Annotated in this window: 18 protein-coding genes; 11 read left to right on the forward strand and 7 right to left on the reverse strand. The window is 64.6% G+C overall.

Annotation, left to right across the window (positions count from 1 at the left end):
• The first annotated feature begins 15 nt into the window (after window positions 1-15).
• Window positions 16-1,707: a tetratricopeptide repeat protein gene (locus tag VGN72_16100; protein HEV7300890.1), complete on the forward strand. Its 1,692-nt coding sequence runs from the start codon at window positions 16-18 to the stop codon at window positions 1,705-1,707.
• Between the two features lie 26 nt (window positions 1,708-1,733).
• On the opposite strand, the gene VGN72_16105 is transcribed toward VGN72_16100, so the two are convergent.
• Complete coding sequence (locus VGN72_16105) at window positions 1,734-3,176, reverse strand: M48 family metallopeptidase (protein ID HEV7300891.1); 1,443 nt, start codon at window positions 3,174-3,176, stop codon at window positions 1,734-1,736.
• Window positions 3,177-3,515: 339 nt separating this feature from the next.
• On the opposite strand from VGN72_16105, the gene VGN72_16110 reads away from it, so the two are divergent.
• On the forward strand, window positions 3,516-3,971 hold the full coding sequence (locus VGN72_16110) for a PilZ domain-containing protein (protein ID HEV7300892.1): 456 nt from the start codon (window positions 3,516-3,518) through the stop codon (window positions 3,969-3,971).
• A gap of 257 nt (window positions 3,972-4,228) precedes the next feature.
• Here VGN72_16110 and VGN72_16115 read toward each other — a convergent pair whose 3' ends face one another.
• The 5 genes from VGN72_16115 to VGN72_16135 all read right to left on the reverse strand — a co-directional run bounded on the left by VGN72_16115 (window position 4,229) and on the right by VGN72_16135 (window position 8,637).
• Window positions 4,229-4,978, reverse strand: a complete 750-nt coding sequence (locus tag VGN72_16115; protein ID HEV7300893.1) for an alpha/beta hydrolase family protein — start codon at window positions 4,976-4,978, stop codon at window positions 4,229-4,231.
• 419 nt (window positions 4,979-5,397) lie between these two features.
• The gene (locus VGN72_16120) at window positions 5,398-6,339 is read right to left on the reverse strand and encodes a glycosyltransferase family A protein (protein ID HEV7300894.1); all 942 of its coding nucleotides are present in this window, start codon (window positions 6,337-6,339) and stop codon (window positions 5,398-5,400) included.
• Window positions 6,340-6,517: 178 nt separating this feature from the next.
• The gene (locus tag VGN72_16125) at window positions 6,518-7,108 is read right to left on the reverse strand and encodes a MarR family transcriptional regulator (GenBank protein HEV7300895.1); all 591 of its coding nucleotides are present in this window, start codon (window positions 7,106-7,108) and stop codon (window positions 6,518-6,520) included.
• A 115-nt stretch (window positions 7,109-7,223) separates the two neighbouring features.
• The gene (locus VGN72_16130; protein HEV7300896.1) at window positions 7,224-8,171 is read right to left on the reverse strand and encodes an NAD(P)-dependent oxidoreductase; all 948 of its coding nucleotides are present in this window, start codon (window positions 8,169-8,171) and stop codon (window positions 7,224-7,226) included.
• 28 nt (window positions 8,172-8,199) lie between these two features.
• Window positions 8,200-8,637, reverse strand: coding sequence for a hypothetical protein (locus tag VGN72_16135; GenBank protein HEV7300897.1), 438 nt, complete (start codon window positions 8,635-8,637; stop codon window positions 8,200-8,202).
• A 233-nt stretch (window positions 8,638-8,870) separates the two neighbouring features.
• On the opposite strand from VGN72_16135, the gene VGN72_16140 reads away from it, so the two are divergent.
• The 7 genes from VGN72_16140 (at window position 8,871) to VGN72_16170 (ending at window position 15,661) form a co-directional block, all read left to right on the forward strand.
• Window positions 8,871-9,434 carry a hypothetical protein gene (locus VGN72_16140; protein HEV7300898.1) on the forward strand — a complete coding sequence of 188 codons (564 nt, stop codon included), beginning with the start codon at window positions 8,871-8,873 and terminating at the stop codon, window positions 9,432-9,434.
• Window positions 9,435-9,553: 119 nt separating this feature from the next.
• A complete protein-coding gene (locus tag VGN72_16145) occupies window positions 9,554-10,411 on the forward strand; it encodes a class I SAM-dependent methyltransferase (GenBank protein ID HEV7300899.1) in 858 nt (285 codons plus the stop codon).
• A gap of 387 nt (window positions 10,412-10,798) precedes the next feature.
• Window positions 10,799-12,067 carry a phosphoribosylamine--glycine ligase gene (purD, locus tag VGN72_16150; protein HEV7300900.1) on the forward strand — a complete coding sequence of 423 codons (1,269 nt, stop codon included), beginning with the start codon at window positions 10,799-10,801 and terminating at the stop codon, window positions 12,065-12,067.
• Window positions 12,068-12,087: 20 nt separating this feature from the next.
• Window positions 12,088-12,453: a VOC family protein gene (locus VGN72_16155; GenBank protein HEV7300901.1), complete on the forward strand. Its 366-nt coding sequence runs from the start codon at window positions 12,088-12,090 to the stop codon at window positions 12,451-12,453.
• Window positions 12,454-12,469: 16 nt separating this feature from the next.
• On the forward strand, window positions 12,470-13,279 hold the full coding sequence (locus tag VGN72_16160; GenBank protein HEV7300902.1) for an RNA methyltransferase: 810 nt from the start codon (window positions 12,470-12,472) through the stop codon (window positions 13,277-13,279).
• Window positions 13,280-13,288: 9 nt separating this feature from the next.
• Window positions 13,289-13,906 (forward strand): hypothetical protein, encoded by a 618-nt coding sequence (locus tag VGN72_16165; protein HEV7300903.1) that lies wholly within the window; start codon window positions 13,289-13,291, stop codon window positions 13,904-13,906.
• 327 nt (window positions 13,907-14,233) lie between these two features.
• A complete protein-coding gene (locus VGN72_16170; GenBank protein ID HEV7300904.1) occupies window positions 14,234-15,661 on the forward strand; it encodes a class II fumarate hydratase in 1,428 nt (475 codons plus the stop codon).
• Window positions 15,662-15,824: 163 nt separating this feature from the next.
• On the opposite strand, the gene VGN72_16175 is transcribed toward VGN72_16170, so the two are convergent.
• The gene (locus VGN72_16175) at window positions 15,825-17,060 is read right to left on the reverse strand and encodes an alpha/beta fold hydrolase (protein ID HEV7300905.1); all 1,236 of its coding nucleotides are present in this window, start codon (window positions 17,058-17,060) and stop codon (window positions 15,825-15,827) included.
• Window positions 17,061-17,339: 279 nt separating this feature from the next.
• On the opposite strand from VGN72_16175, the gene VGN72_16180 reads away from it, so the two are divergent.
• Both VGN72_16180 and lipB read left to right on the forward strand, forming a co-directional pair.
• Window positions 17,340-18,371 carry a winged helix-turn-helix domain-containing protein gene (locus tag VGN72_16180; protein HEV7300906.1) on the forward strand — a complete coding sequence of 344 codons (1,032 nt, stop codon included), beginning with the start codon at window positions 17,340-17,342 and terminating at the stop codon, window positions 18,369-18,371.
• Between the two features lie 160 nt (window positions 18,372-18,531).
• Entirely contained in the window at window positions 18,532-19,197 is a 666-nt protein-coding gene (gene lipB, locus VGN72_16185) for a lipoyl(octanoyl) transferase LipB (GenBank protein ID HEV7300907.1), read from the forward strand.
• The last annotated feature ends 162 nt before the right edge of the window (window positions 19,198-19,359 follow it).

Below are 19,359 nucleotides of genomic sequence, written 5' to 3' on the forward strand. Positions count from 1 at the left end.
CAACAGAATGTCGATATGCGTAAGCCGGCACGTGTGAGCAACCCACCGAGCGAGTCGCCGTCGACCCCGGTAAGCGCGATCGACGAAAGCACGACGGCCGCGCGGCCGGGATGGTTGTTGCCGGCGGTGCTCGCGTTGGTCGTGATCGCGTTCGGCCGGATCGTGTTCAACGAGTTCGCCGGCTTCGACGACCCTGCCACGATCTACGGCAACGAACGCCTGAACCCGCCAACGCTGACGGGCCTGGTGTGGCACTGGGCGCACCCGCACCTGAACATCTACATCCCGCTCACGTTCACGCTGTGGAGCACGCTGGCGTCGGTGGCGTACCTGTCGACGCCGGACGAGCAGGGGATCTACCTCAACCCGTTCGTCTTTCATGCCGCTAGCCTGCTGGTGCACGTGGCGAACACGGGTCTGGTCTTTCATCTGCTGCGACGCATCATCGGTGGTCGCGCCATCGGCGCGGCGGTGGGGGCGTTGCTGTTCGGCTTGCACCCGCTGCAGGTGGAGTCGGTCGCGTGGACGTCTGGAATGAAGGACGTGCTGTACACGTTCTTCTCGTTGCTGGCGCTTCTGGGTTACGTCGACCACGCGAACGCCGACGGCGCCGCCAGTCGCCGTTCGTATTGGCTGGCGACCACGGGCCTTGTGTTGGGCATGCTGTCGAAGCCCACTGCGATGGTCGTGCCGATCTTGGCCGGCGCGATCGACCTGCTGCTGTTGCGCCGGTCGCTTCGGCAGGTGTGGGCATCGCTGTGGCCGTGGTTCCTGCTGTCGACGATCTGCGCGGTCGTGGCCCGGCTGGTGCAGCCGGCGTCGATGGTCCCGACGGCGCCGCTATGGGCCCGACCGTTCGTGGCGATGGACGCGATCGCGTTCTACCTGTGGAAGCTCGTTGCGCCCTGGGGTCTGGCGATCGACTACGGTCGCACGCCAATGCGCGCGATGGAATCAGGCTGGTTCTGGGTCGGCGTAAGCATAACGCTGACCGTCGCGCTGGCGGTGGTGCTGCTCGGTCGCCGGCGGCCGTGGTTGATCGCTGGCGCGATCATCGCGCTGGTGCCGATCCTACCCACAAGCGGTCTAGTGCCGTTCGAGTTCCAAGGCTATTCGACCGTTGCCGACCACTACGTTTACCTGCCGATGCTCGGGGTGGCCCTAGTGCTGGCCGCAATCGTTTCGCGTCACTCCAACCGTTTAGTGGTGGGGGTTTGCTCGGTCGGCGCAGTAGTGCTGGGGCTGCTGAGCTTCGTGCAGGCGGGAACCTGGAAGAACGAAGAGGCCGTGTGGAGGCGCACCGTGCAGGTGAACCCAAACAGTTGGACCGGCTATAAGAATCTGGCGGTCATCGCTCGTCAGCGGGGCGACCTGCAGACCGCCGAGGATCACCTGAATCGTTCGATCGCGGCTCATCCGCAGATCGTGGCGTCGCGTGCCGAACTGGCCATCCTGCTGACCTCGCAGCGGCGGCACAGCGAGGCGATCGAGCAATTGCAGACGATCCTGGAACTGGCGCGCACGGTGCCATACATGCGCAACATGCCGCTGGCCGGCACCTACGCGCAGATCGGCCTTAACCAGCTCGCGCTGAAGCAACCGGAAGCTGCGATTCTCGCGTTCGAACGTGCGCTAATAGAGCAACCGGGACATGCGGTGGCGCAAGAAGGGCTCGTTGATGCAAGGGTCGCGCTGGCCGTCCCGTGATGAAGCCGGCGAGGTGCAGGACTTCCTCAATTGCTGAGCGTCGTCGTCCACGCCAGCGTCGCGGCAGTTATCAGCAGGAGCACCAGCCCGACATGCAGCAGCCCGATCTGTCGGTCGAACCGGTGCGTGCGGTCCGGCGACTCGGCCAGCGATTGCACGAACTGCATGCGGCTGGCGATGCTGCCGTGGATCCATTCCGGCCGGGCCAGGGGGATGTTGTTCACGACGGCGACGCGGCGCAACGCCGATGCGAACAAGGTCGCGCCGTACGGGCTGACGGTGTTCGGCGGCAGCACCGCCGTGGCCGGTTCGGCGCCGGCGATCGTGCGGGCGGCAAAGACGTCGGCCTGCCGCTCGAACCGCCGGCTAACGAACCCGAAGCTGATCCAGAACAGCGCCAGCCCCGCGAGCACCTGCGCCAACTGCAGCCATTCCGAGTTCCCCAGCCGGCCGACCAGCCAAGCGTTGGCCCATTCGCCGGGCCCCAGACTAAGCAGGGTGAAGATCGCGACCAGCCCCACGTACCACAGCATGTGGCGGTGCCGCACGTGTCCGATCTCGTGCGCGAAGACGGCTTCGATCTGCGCATCGCTCATCGTCTCCAGCAGCACGTCGGTCATCAGGATGTACCGCACGCGCGGGAACAAGCCCATGACGGCGGCGTTGCCCATCAGGCCGTTCGTCTGCCAGAGCAGGATGCCGCGAGCCTGCATTCCTGTGCGGTCGCACAGTCGCTGCAGCCGGTCGCGCAACGGACCATTAGGCAAGGGCTTCGTATCGAGCACGCGGCACAGCAGGATGGGCGCAAACGCGAAGACCGTCACCAATGCGATCACCGACGCGGCCGAGTCGACGCCTTCGGTGATGGGCAGACCGGGATCAACCATGCGGGCGATCACCACGACCACGTCGCGCAGCGCGATGACCAGCAGGATCGGCAAAATCACAAACAGCACCTGCAGCCGCACGTTCGCGGTCAGGTAGCGCAGGAAGCGGGGTGGCGCGTGGACGGGCAGGCCGGCTTCCAGTTGAAGCAGCATGTTCTGCTCGCGAATCGCCCGGTCGGCTGGGTACTGCGACCACCAGAGCCCGACCCACGCCAAAATCGCCGGCGCAATGCCGATCAGCACGTTCGGCAGCTTCACCGGCCATGCTGCGGGCACCACGCCGAGGCGTTCGTGGACCAGCCATCCCCAGCCCAGCCAGAAGACGCCCACGCCGAAGGCCAGGGGGACCATCATGCGGGCGAAGAGCATCATCTTGTGGAACCGCCGCAGGTTCAGGTGCGCGTCGAACAAACCGACGCTGCGCGCCAAAGCCCGGCTCCAAAGGCCCATCATGAGGATCAGAATGACGTAGAACCCAAAGAACCCTGCCAACCCCGTCCGCAGGTCGGCCGGCTGGTGCGGCGCAGTGGCGCCGGTGCCGCTGGCCATCCAGAGCACCACCACGAGCAGTAGGAAAAGCATCGACACGCGAGTTAAGCGTAGAAGCGCGTCCCATGCATGTCGAGCAAGGTCAGGGCGCGCCACCAGATTATCGAAAAGCGAGGTTAATCGGCGGACGCTTCGGGTCGAAAGTAGGGGGGATGGCTGAAACGCGACAGGAAGTTCGCGTTTGGCGGATCGACGAATTACTGAGCCGCTGGCGCGCATGAAATCGCTCGGATGAGCGATCAATGTCCTCCCGCGGTCCCATAACCCAATTTGCATCCCCAATTATCAAAACTACCCAAATTACCAAAGTGAATTGGCAAGTCGGTCGATACTCTGGGTGTACAGTTCACCAGTTTAACAGGAGTACCCACGATGACGACCCTGCACGAGATGACCGCGAAGTATCAAGCCGCCGTTGCCGCTCACAAGGAAGATGAGCGCCGCGAGTTTCGGCGGCATGATTTGGAACAACAGGGCATCGCGGTCGATCGTTACGACGGGTCGAAGCGGGGCGGCAAGACCTTCGGCCAACTGGTGGACCTGTCGGCCGGTGGGGCCCGCATCCGCACGACGGCGGCCAACGTGAAGCCCGACAGCCAGATCCGCGTCCGCCTCACGCTGCCCGACTACGCCGGCATCTGCCCGTTCGTGGACACGACGGGCGCCCAGGCTAAGCCGAAGAAGGAATGGGTCGGTTGGATGGCCGTCAGCCGCGTGCTGCCGGTGGACGGCAAGCAGGTCGACGTCGCCGGCCGCCTGATCGACATGGAAGAGATGGACCGCGGCATGCTCAAGCTTTACCTGAGCACGCAGCCCCTGGCGGCGTAAGCCGCTGGCCGGCCAGTCACAAAACAAACTTGAACGCGACGACGTTGGCAGTCGGTGGCCGGCGTCGTCGCTTTTTATGCGCCCCGATCGGACGTCTGCTCCGACCGTGGCATGGGCGTCTCGCCCATGCCTGTGGAACGAACGGGCATCCCAATTCGTGGCAGACAGCGCTGACCGAAGCGGCAACCCGCTAAATCCTATTCTGACCTCACCGCGATCATCGTCGAGACGCCCATGCGATGTGCGGCCCGCGAGCCTCACGCGTCGCGGCGAATGCCCATCGCGCTGCAATGGAACGCCACCGCTTCGCGGACGTGTTCGTTCCAGTAATCCCAGTTGTGGGCGCCGGGGAACTCGCGATACGTGTGTTGAACGCCAGCCTCCTTCAGGCCAGCGATGAACTTCACGTTGTCGGCGTACAGGAAATCATCGACGCCGCAATCAATCAATAACTGAGGCAAATTGCCCGCGGCGCTGGCGCGGCGGGCCAGGTGCAGCAAATCGTGGTTCGCTCCGGACGGCGTCGCGCCGAAGATGCGGTGGAACTCGGCATTGCCTTCGTCGAACCCTTTCGTGCCGGCCAGCACCGCGCCGGAATGACTGTTGGCGCTGACGAATCGGTCCGGGTAGGCCAGCGCCGTCCGCAGCGCGCCGTAGCCACCCATCGACAGGCCACCGATGCAGCGCTTGTCGCGCGACGCGATGGTAGGGAAGACGCGGTCGATTACGTCGACAAGTTCCTGGCCGATGTGCTGGCCGTACTTTGGACCCTGTTCATGGTCGGTGTAGAACCCGCGCCCGCCGTCGGGCATGACGACGATGAGCGGCAGGCCATCGATGTCCATCTCGATGCGCGTCCGGCGCAGCCACATCGTGCTGTCGTCGGACAGGCCGTGGAGCAGGTAGAACGTCGCGCACCGCTCCGGCCGATGCTCCGGCAGCAATACCTGCGTCTCGACCTGCTTCTGAAGCACCCGGCTGAACCAGCGGAAGTTGATGAGGGCCATGGGGAACCGAAATGAGGAATCGTGATCCGTTCGCGCGTCACGCGACGCGGTGACGTGGCAGTGTACTGATGATCGCGTTGATGCCCAATGATGGCAGTGGGGCGTCATCAATAGAGCGTTGGCGCTTTTCTGGCCCCCTCTCCCGCGTACTCGCGGGGGAGGGCTGGGGTGGCGGCTGCGAGCAGGGGGCACCTTACCGTAGCGTCTGGGTGCCACGGTTTGGTACTCCAAGCCGTGCCGTCGGGGAGACGCAGCCGACACCGCTTGGAGCACCAAACCGTGGCACCCAGAGGACAAGCCGCTACAGGAATAGGTCCGCCGCTCTAAATTCCAATCGCGACGCCAAGATGCTCCGCCCCCTCCCTAACCCTCCCCCGGAGTACCGGGAGAGGGGACCGGAACGGGCGACTCACCCGGTATCACCACTCATCGCTCGGCCTGCGCAGCACGAGCGCAGCCAGGCTGCGCCAGGCGCCCAGGTTCACTAGGCGGGCGCGGACGGCCCGCACGCCGGTGCTGATCGAGCGGCTTTTTTCGCCGGCGCGGTGCTCGCGCCAGCTGGCGGCGATCAGCATGCGCTGGATCTCCGACGCCGCCTTGCTCGGGGGTGATACCAGATCCTCGGGCGGCAGGGGTGGGCAGTTGCGCTGCACGTCATCGCCACCCGCAAGGCGCTGTTGCTGAAAGTGCCGCGCGGTGCGCTCGTAGAAGACGCGGGCGGCGTCGGATTGCTGGCTGGTGATCGAGGCGCTGTGCAGGCGGTAGACGTAGCACTGGCGCGGGTCGTACCACACGCGCGCGTGTTCGCCGAGCCGCAGTTGCAAATCGATGTCCTCGGCCGTTACGAAGTACGGGCGGAACCCGCCGATTTCCCGGTAGATGCTGGCGCGCACGAGGTACGTGCCCAGGTGCGTGCGGTTGCGCCCGGCGCGCAGCTCACCGGTGATCTCTTCAGCCGCGCCGCCGCACTCGAGGTCGACGACGCGCTGCCCTTTGCCGGTGATCGTCGAGTAACACCCGCAGATGGCGGCGTACTCGGGGTGGTCGCTCAGGAAGGTCGATTGCCAGGAGAGGCGGTCGTCGGTGTACAAATCGTCGGCATCGCAGCGGGCGATGAACTCACCGGTCGCGATCTCCAAGCCCCGGTTCAGCGCGACCGACACGCCGCCGCACGGACCGGCGATCATGCGCACGCGCGGGTCGCCAAGCTGGCGCACGATGTCGGCCGACCCATCGGTCGAACCGTCGTCGATCACGACCACTTCCAGATCGACGTTCTTCTGTGACAGGACCGACGCAAGCGCCGCGCGGACGTATCGCTGCGCATCGCGCATTGGCATGAGGACGCTGACTCGCTTCATGAGGTGTGCCCGACGAATCAAAGGTGAGCGGAGCGTGGAACTTCACTCGGCCGGCCGGTTCCCGGGGCTTGGGCAGAGGGTGCTTTAGTCTACCATCAAGCTGAGCGGCGTGTACATATTGGATGCAGCGACGTCAGGAATCGGACCAGCGCGCCCGCGCCGAACATTGCGAATGCCGTTAGATCGCCTTGCGGCCAGACGAAACTGGCGCGGCTTTGCCGTTCGAACCCCCCGTGCGGGATTCGGTGACCGTCGCGATGCGGTCGCTGATGCGGTACAGCAGGCCCGTGAGCAGTTGTTGTTCCTGTTGGCTCAGGCCGGACATCATCGAAGCGATGCGCTCGTAGTAACCGGGCATCGCACCATCGAGGAAGGTCTGCCCCTTGGTCGTCAACGAGACGGTCGCCTTGCGGCGGTCGTGGCGGTCGAGCGAGCGCTTGATCAGTCGATCGCGCTCCAGCCGGTCCAGCAGGCCGGTCATTGTGGCGCGGGTGACCCCGGCGCGGTCGGCCAGCACCGACGGGCTCAATGGTGTCTTGGGGTCGCGGTTTAAGATGGTCAGAACGGACATGCGGCCGGCGGTCATCTTGATTTGCGCCAGGTACGTGTCAAACGCCAACAGGCCGTCCGTGCTGACGCGGAACAGCATCAGCGCCGCTTCGACGGCGGAGGGTTCAATCTGCGGGTACCGCGCGGCCCGCAGGCGTAGTTCTTCGTATCGAGGCAGGTCGCGCAATGGAAAGATCGATCCGTTCTCTGGCGTGCTCATCTCGTCCCCACCCGTGGTTCGTAAGGTCGCCGTCAGGAATCTAGGGGTATTCCCCTCAACAAGATTTAATATAGAGAAATGCACGCCCTATACAATAGCTTTCAATCCCCCACATTTAGGGGGCGGGAAAGCGTGGCTTTTCCCCGCTTATGACCGCCAATACGTCGCGGACGACCCAGCTCATGTTCTCGATCGCTGTGTAGGTGCGGGCGGCTAAGTGGGGCGTCAGGAGGACGTTATCGAGGCCCAGTAGGGGGAAGCCGGCCTCGGGTGGCTCAGGATGGAAGACATCGATCGCAGCGCCCGCGAGCCGATTGCCGCGAATGGCATCGGCCAGAGCAGCGGCGTCTAGGACCTCGCCTCGACTGGTGTTGATGACGATGGCATCCGCCTTCATCATCGCCAGCTGAGCTTGCCCGACGAGGTTGTGGTTGCCCGGCAGCATCGTCACATGGATGGAGAGGATGTCGGCTTGGCGGTAGAGCGTCTCCTTGTCGACGGCGATCGCGGGGAAGTTTAAGCCGCTGATGTCCAGCAGATCGTTGTAGATCACCCGCATGCCGAACCCGTTGGCGGCGATCTGCCCCAGCCGGCGGCCAACCCGGCCCATCCCCAGAATACCCATCGTCAGCTCGTTCAACTGGCGCCCCCGCACCGTGTCGCGGACCCGCTTGAATTCCTTGGGCGAGTAGACGGCATCCTTGAAAAACGCCCATGGCCGCAGCAACTGCAACAGGTACCCAAAGACGAAATCACCCACCGCAAGCGTGTTCGCATCGGGCGTATAAACGACCTCGACGCCGTGGCGGCGGCAGGCGGCGACGTCGATGTTCTCGATGCCCACGCCACCTCGTCCCACCACGCGCAACCGCGGCGCCTTGGCCAGCATCGCCTCGTTCACCTTCGTGTACGTGCGGACGACCATTCCGTCGGCGCGGGCCAGTTGGGCGTCGAACGCCGGGTCGTTGTAAGCGACCTCAACCACCTCCGCGTGCTCGCGAAGCCAATCCAACGGTGTGCGGTCGGAACCTTCGGTGACGAGGATGACGGGGCGTGGGTTCATCGGCTGAAACTGAAAAAGGTGAGAAAACTTATTCGGTGGGGCCCGAACTCTCCGGCGGGGCGAACCGGCCCTTGAGCGTCATGCGAAACATGCGGTCGTTCTGTAGGTTCACGAGTTTGTCCAGCGCGTGTTCCTCGGACCGCGACGCTTTGACCTGATACACGCCGGGCTCCAGGAAGAAGCGGGCGGTGTAGCCGTTGTCGGCGTCGATCTCCTCTTTCACCATACCCACCTCGGTGCCGTCCGGGCGCACGCGCGCCACCTGCACGAGCACCCCCGCGGCCGCTGCATCGGCTTCAACCACGATCATGCTCGATGGCTCGGTCCAGTACAGCCATTGCACGTAGATCAGCGTCACCATCAGGAACGCGACCACGACCACGAACGTCACGATCGACGCGATCATGAACGACCGCGCACGGGACTCCGGCGACGGGTGGGACGCAGTTGGGCTGGGTTCAGTCACGTTGGTTGAGATTCCTGCAAAGCCCGCGCGATCAGCAAGTACTTATTTTGTCGGTCCAGTGGACGGATTGCAATGAACCTCCTTTTCGCCGCCGGAACGCAGCTCCGCGCTTTTTCCGGTACCCGATAAGCAAAAAACGCGGAACCGCGTTCCGGCGGCGAAGAAGGTGTAGAGCGAAACCAGTTCCGGAACCGCGGTGTGAACCTGCCAGGTATGGCCCAATGGAACGCTACTTGCAACGGATTAGCTCGTTTAACCTGAGGAGCAATGTACATGGCACAAAACACCCCCCCAATACCCCCGGCCGCGACCAAGGCAAGGTCGGCAGCGACCCTGACGCGGCCAAGAAGGTCGGTGGCAAGCTGGATTTCGGCAACGCGGTGCACCGCGACGTGGTACGCGAAAATGAAGATGACCCGATCGATCGCCCCGCGGGCAGTGCTCCGGGTGCCGGCATGGACCCCGGCCGGCGAACCGTGGGCGTGGGCTCATCGGGCGCTGGTGGTGACGGCTCGAGCAGTGGTGGCGATATCGATACCGACTTCGTCGGCGTCGCCGGTGGGGCGGGTCTGGCCCAGTCACCCACCGACCACGTCACAAAGGGCCCCGCCTCCACCGACGGCACCAGCGACGAATTCGCCGGTGGCGAGCACGCCAAGGGCGACAACGCGCTGCCCCGCGGACAGATTGGCGGAGACCCGATGAAGGTCCGCGGCTCCACCAATTCACCGCCCGACGCTTACACCGGGCGTGCGGGGGCGGATGAGAACACGTACGACGAGCAGGATACGAAGTAGCTGTCGTGGTCGTTGCCGTCCCGCAGGCATTGAAAAATTATCGGACCCGCGCGATTACGGTCGATGACCGTAGCGTGCGGGTCCGCCTTCGTTTGAGGGCTCCGCGCATCAGGAGCCTTATGACGACGATCACCGAAACGCCTGCCGCCGCCGCCGCTGACAGCGAACAACTCGTCTCCGCGTGGGACGAGGTTGCCCAAGAACTGACCGCAATTCCGTTGTTGCTGGAGCGCGCGCGTTACGCCGCCACGATCCGCCCGATCCTGCACCTGCCCAAGGCCGCCGAGATTCTGGAGGCCGGCTGCGGCGCGGGGCGCATCCTGCGCACGCTGGACCGCATGGGATACGGGAACCTGACCGGCCTTGAGATCAGCCAGGCCCGGTTGAACTACATTGCCCAGGCCGGCCCGCGCAACGCGAAGCTCGTCTGCAGCAGCGAGGTGCCGTTCGCAGCGAACACGTTCGACGCCGTCCTGACCGCTGCCGCGATCGAGCACGTGACCGACCCGAGGCAGTGGCTGAAGGAACTGGCGCGCGTCACCCGCCCGGGGGGCGTGATCTCGATCACGACCGACACCTACATGTGGAAGTGGCTGCAGTCGTTGGGCCTTTACCAGACGGTTCAACCGCTTGACGGCGCGATCTGGCCGTACAAGCTGGCCTTCTGGGGCCGCCAGGCGGGCCTGCGCTTGCGCGCGTGCGGCGGATTCGTGAACGTCGACCGACAGCGCTGGTACTTCCTGCGGCAGATGAAGCGCCTCGTCTCCGCCCGTCGCTGGTACCGCAAGTGGAAGGGGGGCTATGCCCGCGTCGACCCGTGGGGCCATGTGCCCGCGGTCGACGAAGCCTCGATCGTGGATGCGACCCACGACTTCCCCATGAGCGCCGACGTCGACCTTCAGGCCTGCGTCTGGGCTTATGAATGCTACTACTGGTTCGAAAAGCCCGCGATGGGCGCGATGCGCCTGGCGGCGTAGGGGGGAGTTGGAAATCCCAAGCCCCAATGCCAAGCAAATGACCAAGTCCCAAGTTCCAAAGCCGAAGCGCCGCGGCTTGCCGCGTACTATCATCCGAAGCGGAGTGGTAACGACTCGAGCGATCTCGTTAGACGGGCACGCGTCAGCCACTGGGAGATCCCTCAGGTCGGCAAGCTTCCCATCGGGATGACATTTGACGCGGGCGGACATTCCTACCATCCCTGGTAATCCTCGCATCTTTGGGATTTAACGTTTGGGATTTTGTTTGGCATTGGGGCTTGGGATTTCTTATTTGAAGTTCGGCATTCGTCCAAACGCGTTCCCATCCTTCCCCCCCGCGTCTTCCGCCGGTATCCTGCGCCGCGCAATTTCGCGAGAGGGTGCTGAATGAAGGTGTTGCTCGTTGGTAACGGTGGCCGGGAACATGCGATCGCGTGGAAACTCGCCGATTCACCGCACGTGACGGCGTTGTACGCGGCCCCGGGCAACCCGGGCACTGCGCAGGTCGCCGACAACGTCGATCTGGCCGTCACCGACTCTGCGGGCATCCGCAAGTTTGTGAAGAACACGGGGATCGACCTCGTCATCATCGGCCCCGAAGATCCACTGGCCGGCGGGCTGACCGACCTGCTGGTGGCTGACGGCGTGAAGGTGTTCGGCCCGACGAAGGACGGCGCCCGCATCGAGGCCGACAAGTGGTTTGCCAAGGAGCTGATGCGCCAGCAGTCGATCCCGACCGCTGAAGCGCGCAGCTTCACGAACCCCGACGCCGCGGTGGAATACGTGACCGTGCGCGACTCGCCGGTCGTCATCAAGGCGGCAGGACTGGCCAAGGGCAAAGGTGTCACGGTCTGCTACCGCACCGCCGACGCAATCGACGCGATCGACCAGATCATGCGCAAGAAGGTGCACGGCGACGCCGGCAGCCGCGTGGTGATTGAAGAAATGCTGCAGGGGCCGGAGGTGTCGATCCTGGCCCTCGTCGACAAGCGCAACATTTACGTGCTGGAGACCAGCCAGGACCACAAGCCCGTGGACGATGGGGACACCGGTCCAATGACCGGCGGCATGGGCGCCTATTCCCCGACGCCAGTCATCACGCCCGCAATGCTCGCGCAGATCGAGCGCGACGTGCTGGTGCCCGCGGTCGACGGCCTCGTGCGCGACGGCATCGAGTACAAGGGCGTCCTCTACGCCGGCCTGATGCTGACCGCCGCCGGCCCGAAGGTGCTGGAATTCAACTGCCGCTTCGGCGATCCGGAAACGCAGCCGTTGATGATGCGCCTGAAGTCCGACGCCTTCGAAGTGATGATGGCCGTCGCCGAGGGGCGTTTGGACGAGATCACGCTGGAATGGGACCCGCGCCCTGCGATGGCGGTCGTCGCCACCAGCAAGGGCTACCCGGGCAAGTACCCCAGCGGCCTGCCGATCACCGGCATCGAAAAGGCCGACGCGCTGCCCGACGTAAAGGTCTTCCAGGCCGGCACGAAATCCGAAGGCGGCAAGATCGTCACTGATGGCGGCCGCGTGTTGGCCGTCACGGCGCTCGGCAACACCATCGCCGACGCGCAGAAGCGGGCCTATCAGGCGATGGAGCTGATCCATTTTGAAGGCATGCACTTCCGCCGGGACATTGGGCGGCAGGCACTGCGGTAGCCACGTCGAAAGGCTCGTTTATGATCCTTGGCCTACGCACAGCGATCTATCCCGTCGCCGACCTGGCAGCAGCGAAGGCTTGGTACGGCCAGGTGCTGAACGCCAAGCCCTACTTCGACGAGCCGTTCTACGTGGGCTTTTCGTCGGGCGGGTTCGAGCTTGGCCTGTTGCCGAGCGAAGAGGCTGGCATCGGTGGGGTGCAAGCCTACTGGGCCGCTGTCAGCGTCGCCGACGAGTTCGCCCGTTTGGTCTCGCTGGGCGCCACGGTCCATGAGCCGCCGCGTGACGTCGGGGCCGGCATAAAGGTCGCGTCGGTCATCGACCCGTTCGGCAACCGGTTCTCGATCATCGAGAACCCGCACTTCAGCATCGAAGCCGTGCGATGAACGGCGGGCGGATATCGTGCCAACCGTACAAAGCATCGACTCCTCGGATGACCCCCGCGTCCTGCCATTTCGGCTGTTGAAGGAACGCGACCTCGCGCGTGAACATGGTCTTTTTATCGCCGAGGGTGAAAACCTTCTAAAACGGTTGATCGACAGCCCGCTGACCGTCGACCGCGTTCTCCTATCCGATCGGCGGGTTGAGGAGATGGCACCGATCGTGCCGGCGGGGGTGCCGGTGTACGTCGCGACCGACGCGATGCTGCGCGACGTGATCGGCTACAAGTTCCACAGTGGCGTGATCGCCGCGGGCGTGCGGCCGGCGGTGCGGTCGATCGATGAAGTGGTGCCGCGCGATCGCGCGGTGCTCACGCTCGTCGTGCTGCCGGAAATCGCCAACGCGGAAAATCTAGGGTCCCTCTTTCGCATCGCTGCGGGGTTCGGGGCGGATGCGGTGATCCTCGGCGAACGCTCGGCGGACCCGTTCTGGCGGCAGTGCGTGCGCGTGTCGATGGGGAACGTGTTCAGGATGCCATTGGTGCGGTCGACGGACCTGCTGCGCGATTTAAACCGGCTGCGCCAGGAGTGGGGCGTGTCGGTCGTCGGCACGGTTTTGGACGAGCGCGCCGAACCACTGGCGACCTACGCACGCGACGCGAAGACGGCCATCCTGTTCGGCAACGAGGCGCAAGGGTTGGACGCCGCCACGATCGCGGCGTGCGACCGGCACGTGACGATCCCGATGAAGCTCGGCACCGATTCACTGAACGTCGCGGTCGCCGCGGGAATCGTGATGTACGAACTGACGCGGGTACGCGCTTTGCCATAAGATGCCTGCATGGCACGCGCAACCGTATTGGCGATGTGGGCGTTCATGTTGTTCGCGATCCACGGCTGCGGCCGAAGCGATGAATCGACGATCGCAGAACAACCTGCAACGCAATCGGCCACGGAGCCCGCTTCGCCCACGACGGTGGCCCCCAGTTCGACGCTCATCATCGACGGCAAGCCCGTCGCGTTCCCCGGTAGCAGTCTTGGCGTTACCGATACCGGCGAAGCGCTGACGCTGCTGCTCTACTCGCCCGAATTCGCCCTTCAGGATGACCCGACCGCCAACACGGTCCTGCTGAACATGACGGTGGAAGCCGACGCACCGAGCGATCTGCCCACGGCCAGCGTTCGTCTGGTCGGCACTGCGGCCGGCAATGAGAACGACACGCCCAACGGGCTCTTCCTGAACGGCAGCGCCACGCAGCTGTTGCCCCTAGATGTGCAGGTGACGTTCAGCGGCGATCCCAACGGCGTCATCGTCGCCCACCTGTCCGGCAAATTTGCCGCGATGACGAACGGCACGGCCGAGCGTACGGTGACCGTTACCGGCACCCTCGCCGCCACCGTCGACCGCGAGGGCACCAGCGACGCGGCCCCGCCGACCACGGTGCCGCTGGAACCGTAGAATATTGAACCGCCGAGACGCGGAGGACTTCGGAGTACCTCAGAGGGTGTTATTAAGTCTGGCCCCTCTCCCATGTACTCATGGGGGAGGCTGGGAGGGGGTGATCTCGAACGACGACAAGTGTCAGCCGTTCGAAATCGCCCCCTCCCAGCCTCCCCCGGCGTACCGGGAGAGGGGCCGGAGCGAGTCCGTCCGGCTCAATGAACACCCTCTCAGGATGACGGCGTGCGTCGGTTGAGGCGTAGTGCAAACCCGCGTCTCCTCTCCCTCCGTCTCCGCGTCCTCCGCGTCTCCGCGGTTAATCCTTCGTCATTCACCGGAGCACCCATGCCATCAACCACACGAACCGAACGCGACTCGATGGGCGAGATGACCGTGCCGGCCGACGCGCATTACGGCGCCAGCACCGCCCGGGCGGTCGAGAATTTTCCGATCTCCGACCTGCGCTTCAGCCGGCGGTTCATCGCGGCGCTGGGCATCGTGAAGTGGGCATGTGCCGATGCGTCGGCGGGCTTAGGGTTGATCAACGACCAGCGCAAGTCGCTCATTCAGCAGGCGTCCCAGGAGGTGATCGACGGCAAGCTCGACGCCGAGTTCGTCGTCGACATCTTTCAGACCGGCAGCGGCACCAGCACGAACATGAACGCCAACGAGGTGATCGCCAGCCGGGCCAACGAGATCGACACCGGCCAGCGCGGCGGGAAGGCGCCGGTCCACCCCAACGACCACGTGAACATGCAGCAGAGCAGCAACGACGTCATCCCCACCGCGATGCACGTCGCAGCGGCCACGGCGCTGCAGGCCAACCTGCTGCCGGCGCTGCAGCATTTGCACGATGCGCTGGCGGCAAAGGCCAAGGCGTTCGACGACGTGGTGAAGATCGGCCGCACGCATTTGCAGGACGCCACGCCGATCCGCGTGGGGCAGGAACTGTCCGGTTACGCGCAGCAGGCGCTGCTGAGCGCGCAGCGCTGCCGCCGGGCGGTCGAAGCGCTGCGCGAACTGCCGCTGGGCGGCACCGCGGTCGGCACGGGCATTAATGCGCATCCGGAGTTCGCCGCCAGAGCGATTGCCGTCATCTCGCAGCGCACGGGCGTTTCGTTTGCCGAGGCGGCCAACCACTTCGAATCGCAGGCGGCCAAGGATGCGATCGTGGAGGCCAGCGGGCTGCTGAAGACGATCGCGATCAGCCTGTCCAAGATCGCCAACGACATCCGCTGGCTCGCCAGCGGGCCGCGGTGCGGGCTGGGCGAGTTATCCATCCCCGCGACGCAGCCGGGCAGCAGCATTATGCCGGGCAAGGTGAACCCGGTGATGAGCGAGATGGTGCTGCAGGTGAGCGCGCAGGTCGTCGGCAACGATGCGACGATCGCCTTCGCGGGCAGCGGATTGGGGAGCACGTTTGAGCTGAACGTGATGATGCCGGTGATGGCGTACAACCTGCTGCAGTCGATCGATTTGCTCGCCAGCGCGAGCCGTGTGTTCGCCGACCGCGCCGTCGCGGGGCTGGAGGTGAACCGCGAGCGCTGCGAGTCGCTGGTCGAGCAATCGCTGGCGATGTGTACGTCGCTAGCGCCCAAGATCGGCTACGACAAGGCCGCCGAGATTGCCAAGGAAAGCTTCAAAACCGGCAAGACGGTGCGGGAGGTGGCGTGCGAACGGAAACTGATGAGCGACGATGAGCTGAACAAGCTGCTCGACCCCATCCGCATGACCAGCCCGCAGGCGGATGTTGTCGGAAGCGGGGGTGGGTGACGAATTGCCGTGGCATGGGCGTCTCGCCCATGCAGGCGGTTATGCCAGAGAATTCTTTTTGCTGGCTGCGGCTTGATCGAAGCGGGCTGCCACTAAAAGCATTGCCCGTTCCAGTCCACATGCATGGGCGAGACGCCCATGCCACGGTCGGAGCAAGCCGTACCTACCGCTGCAGCCGATCCCGAATCACGTCCCACGACAATGGCGGTTGGCCGTCGATGGGTTGGAACAGCTCGTTGTGGTCGGCGTGCAGCACGACGCGGTCGCTGACGCCGTCAAGCTTCGTGCTGCGCAGCGAGACCGGCCCGTCGCTGCGACTGTTGCGGTTCTTCAGGCGGTCGCTGAAGCGTTCGATCCCGCGCACGGTTTGGCGGAAGCCCCACAAATGTTCGGCGCGGTCGGGGATCGCCTTCTCCAGCGCGCCCACGGTACGGCCCGCGATGCGCCACGCCGGGTGACGGTCGCCGGCGATGATCGTGTACTTCACACCATCGCGGCGGGGCTGGGCATTCAGCGTCTCGATGAACGCGGAGTTCGGCGCCAGATCGGTGCCGGCCTCGCCGAGGCCGTCGGTGATCATCCAACTGGGCCGCCATTCGGGCTGGTTGCGCCACAGCGAATAGTGCTCGTCCAGTTCCAGCAGAAACCGATATTTCGCCCAGCGGCTGCCTGCGTTGGGTGGGCCGATGAGGATCAGGTGGTCGATGCCGCCGGCGTAGGCGTCGCTTTCGATGTAGACGCGGGTGACGAGCGAGCCCATGCTGTGTGCGACGATGTCCACCCGCATGTCCGGAAACATCTGCCGAAACGCCTCGTAGTGCTTGGCGAACAGCCGGCCACTGTCGGCGATCGGTTGGTCACTGGGATAGCTGAACCAGCCCACCTGATACCCCTCGCTGCGCAGCAGGTCACCTAGGCAGAGCCACTTTTCACGATCCGAATCCAACCCGTGCACCAGCAGCACCGTTCGGCGGGCGGGGTCGATCTTGTGCGGTAGCAACAATCCCATCGTGCGGTTCTGCGCGGCCGTCGCTTCGGGCGCCACGGTCGCGGTGAACGTGCGCACCGCGGCCTTGGTGGCTTCGGTATTCGCAGGCAGTTTTTCGGTGTCGTAATGAATAATTGCCGCATCAGGCGTGAACTTGAGCGTGCACCCTGCGCCAAGGGCCGCATTCAACGCATGGACGATGCGCGAGCCGTCCAGCGACTTCACGTCGATCGCGGCCACGGGGCAGTTCACCGCCGGCAGCCCAAGCTGGGCCATCGCGGCCGAAAGGTCCAGCAATTCCAGCTTTCCGTCCTTCAACGGCACATGAATCTGCTTTGGCGCCGCCATGGCGGGCATGGCAGTGGCCAAGGTGAGCGTGATCAGCAAAGCAAACAGGCGTTGGCACATCATCGGAAACTCCTTTTTCCACTTCGCTGGGCAAAGGGACTGGCAATAAAAATCAGAAGTCCCATAATAGGCTTGCTCGGCCGCAACTATCTGCGGGAGTGCGGGGATTCCCTGTATCCGCTTGCTGCTTTTTACAGGACCGTGGATTTTAGCTGCAAGTCTGCGACTACGGATGACGAAATTGTGTGAGTTACTGCACTGTACGCGATTATGTTTTATCGCGTAGGTCATAACGATGATGTGGAGCCGCGATGGGGCGTCTTCACAGTGGGAGATGGCACGATGTCGAACGATGATGGTTCAGTCACGCCTGACGGTAAGTCGGAGCTTTCTTACAAATTCCAGCGATTGCGCGAACGCATCCGGGCCGCGGTCACTTCGGGTGAACTGCACGGCAAGCTGCCTGGCGAGCGCACGTTGGCCAAGCGGTTTGGCGTGAACGCCAAGACGCTGTCCAAGGCGCTGACCGACCTGGCCGCCGAGGGCCTGCTGGACCGCAGCATTGGCCGTGGCACCTACGTGAAAGGGACCGGCCCGCAGGCAGTCACCAGCCAGGGCCGCTGGCTCGTGCTGGCCACACCGACGCAGGCCGATGGGTCGTTCGTGCGCAAGCTGACCGCAGCCGCGCCCGACCTGCAGGTGTACACAGAGGGGCAGTGGAACCTTCGTCCCAGCTTCCTGCAGCCGTTCACGGCCGTCGTGAGCCTCGATCCGTCGGTGCCGGAGTCGCTGTTGCGCGATCTGGTCGTGCGGAACATGACGGTGGTGACGGTCGATTATCAGCCGAAGATCTTCTCGATGCACGCGGTGCTCGACGACTCGTTCGCCAATGCCGCCACGCTGTCGCGCACGCTGTTGATGGATGGCCACCGGGCGTTCATCGCGATCGAGGACAAGGACGACGCCTCGATCAGCAAGGCGCTGCGCACGACCGCCCAGCGCATCGCGCCCGAGGCGACGGTCGACAGCCTGAGCCCGAGCGAGGTCGGCTCGCTGGCCGGCGGCTCGTCGCTGGGGCCCGTCGCGATCGTCTGCGAATCGTGCGATCTCGCGACCGACCTGCGAGCCCGCCTGGGCGATCGCAGCGACATCACCGTCTTTGCCGTCGGCTGCACCGATGGCCAGCCCGCGGTCGCCGGTTGCTACACCAACGAGCGCAACAAGGTCGCCGCGATCGTGGCCACGCTGTCTGAGCCACCGGCCCGCCCGACCGCCGTCTGGCTGGCCGGGGAAGTGGTGACGCAGGTCGCGACGCAGAGCAGCCCGCGACCGGTCAGCACGATGAACCGCCAGAACGTCGCCATGGCGTCGTGATAAGTGCGGCGACTTGAGGCCGCATAGCATGAAACTATCGAAATAGGGGCAGGCCGTCGGGCCTGCCCTTCTTCGTTACCGATCCTCCCGGGGCGTTCGCTTTCTCCACCAGCCACCTCACCATTTCGCGCGACCGATCCGGCGCGACTACAATCGTCCCATGATCGTTCGCGACCTTGGACAGATGCCTTATCGTGATGCGTGGGCCGAGCAGCAGCGCGTGCACGAGGCGGTCGTGGGCGGGGCCGAGGAGCAGTTGCTGCTGGTCGAGCATCCACCCGTCGTCACGCTCGGGCGTCGGCCGGACGTGGTGCGGAACCTAATCTCCACGCCCGAACAACTGGCCGCGCGCGGGGTGGAACTTGTTGAAACCGACCGCGGGGGTGATGTCACGTTCCACGGGCCGGGGCAACTGGTGGCTTACCCGATCGTGCGACTGATCGACCATCAATTATCAGTCGGGGGCTACGTCCACCGGTTGGAGGACGCGATCGTGTCGGCCTTAGGTAACCTGGGCATTCCGGGCCATCGCGATGCGTGCGCGGTAGGGGTGTGGGTAAAGCCCACCGACGACCAGCCGGCCGCCAAAGTCGCCGCCATCGGCGTGCGCGTACGGCAGGGGGCCACGCTGCACGGGTTGGCGTTGAACGTGACTACCGATCTGGCGTTCTTCGACCTCATCATCCCCTGCGGATTGAAGAACCGGCCTGTAACCAGCATCCAGCGTCTGCTGTCGCCGCAGGAAGTCTCGATAACGCGAGTAAAGCGTGTGCTGGCGGACCGGTTGACCGCGGTGTTTCAAGGTACGCCGTCGGCGGTCGGATGACGCGCTGAGCCAGAGCATTGTCAGATAAGATGTAGCGTTTGGTCCCCTCTCCCGCGTACTCGCGGGGGAGGGTAAGGGAGGGGGGCCTTTGCGGCTATCGAGCGTTTTACCGTTCGGCCCCCTCCCCAGCCCTCCCCCGGAGTACCGGGAGAGGGAGCCAGA

The organism is Tepidisphaeraceae bacterium (genome assembly GCA_035998445.1).
Taxonomy (GTDB): Bacteria; Planctomycetota; Phycisphaerae; order Tepidisphaerales; family Tepidisphaeraceae; genus DASYHQ01.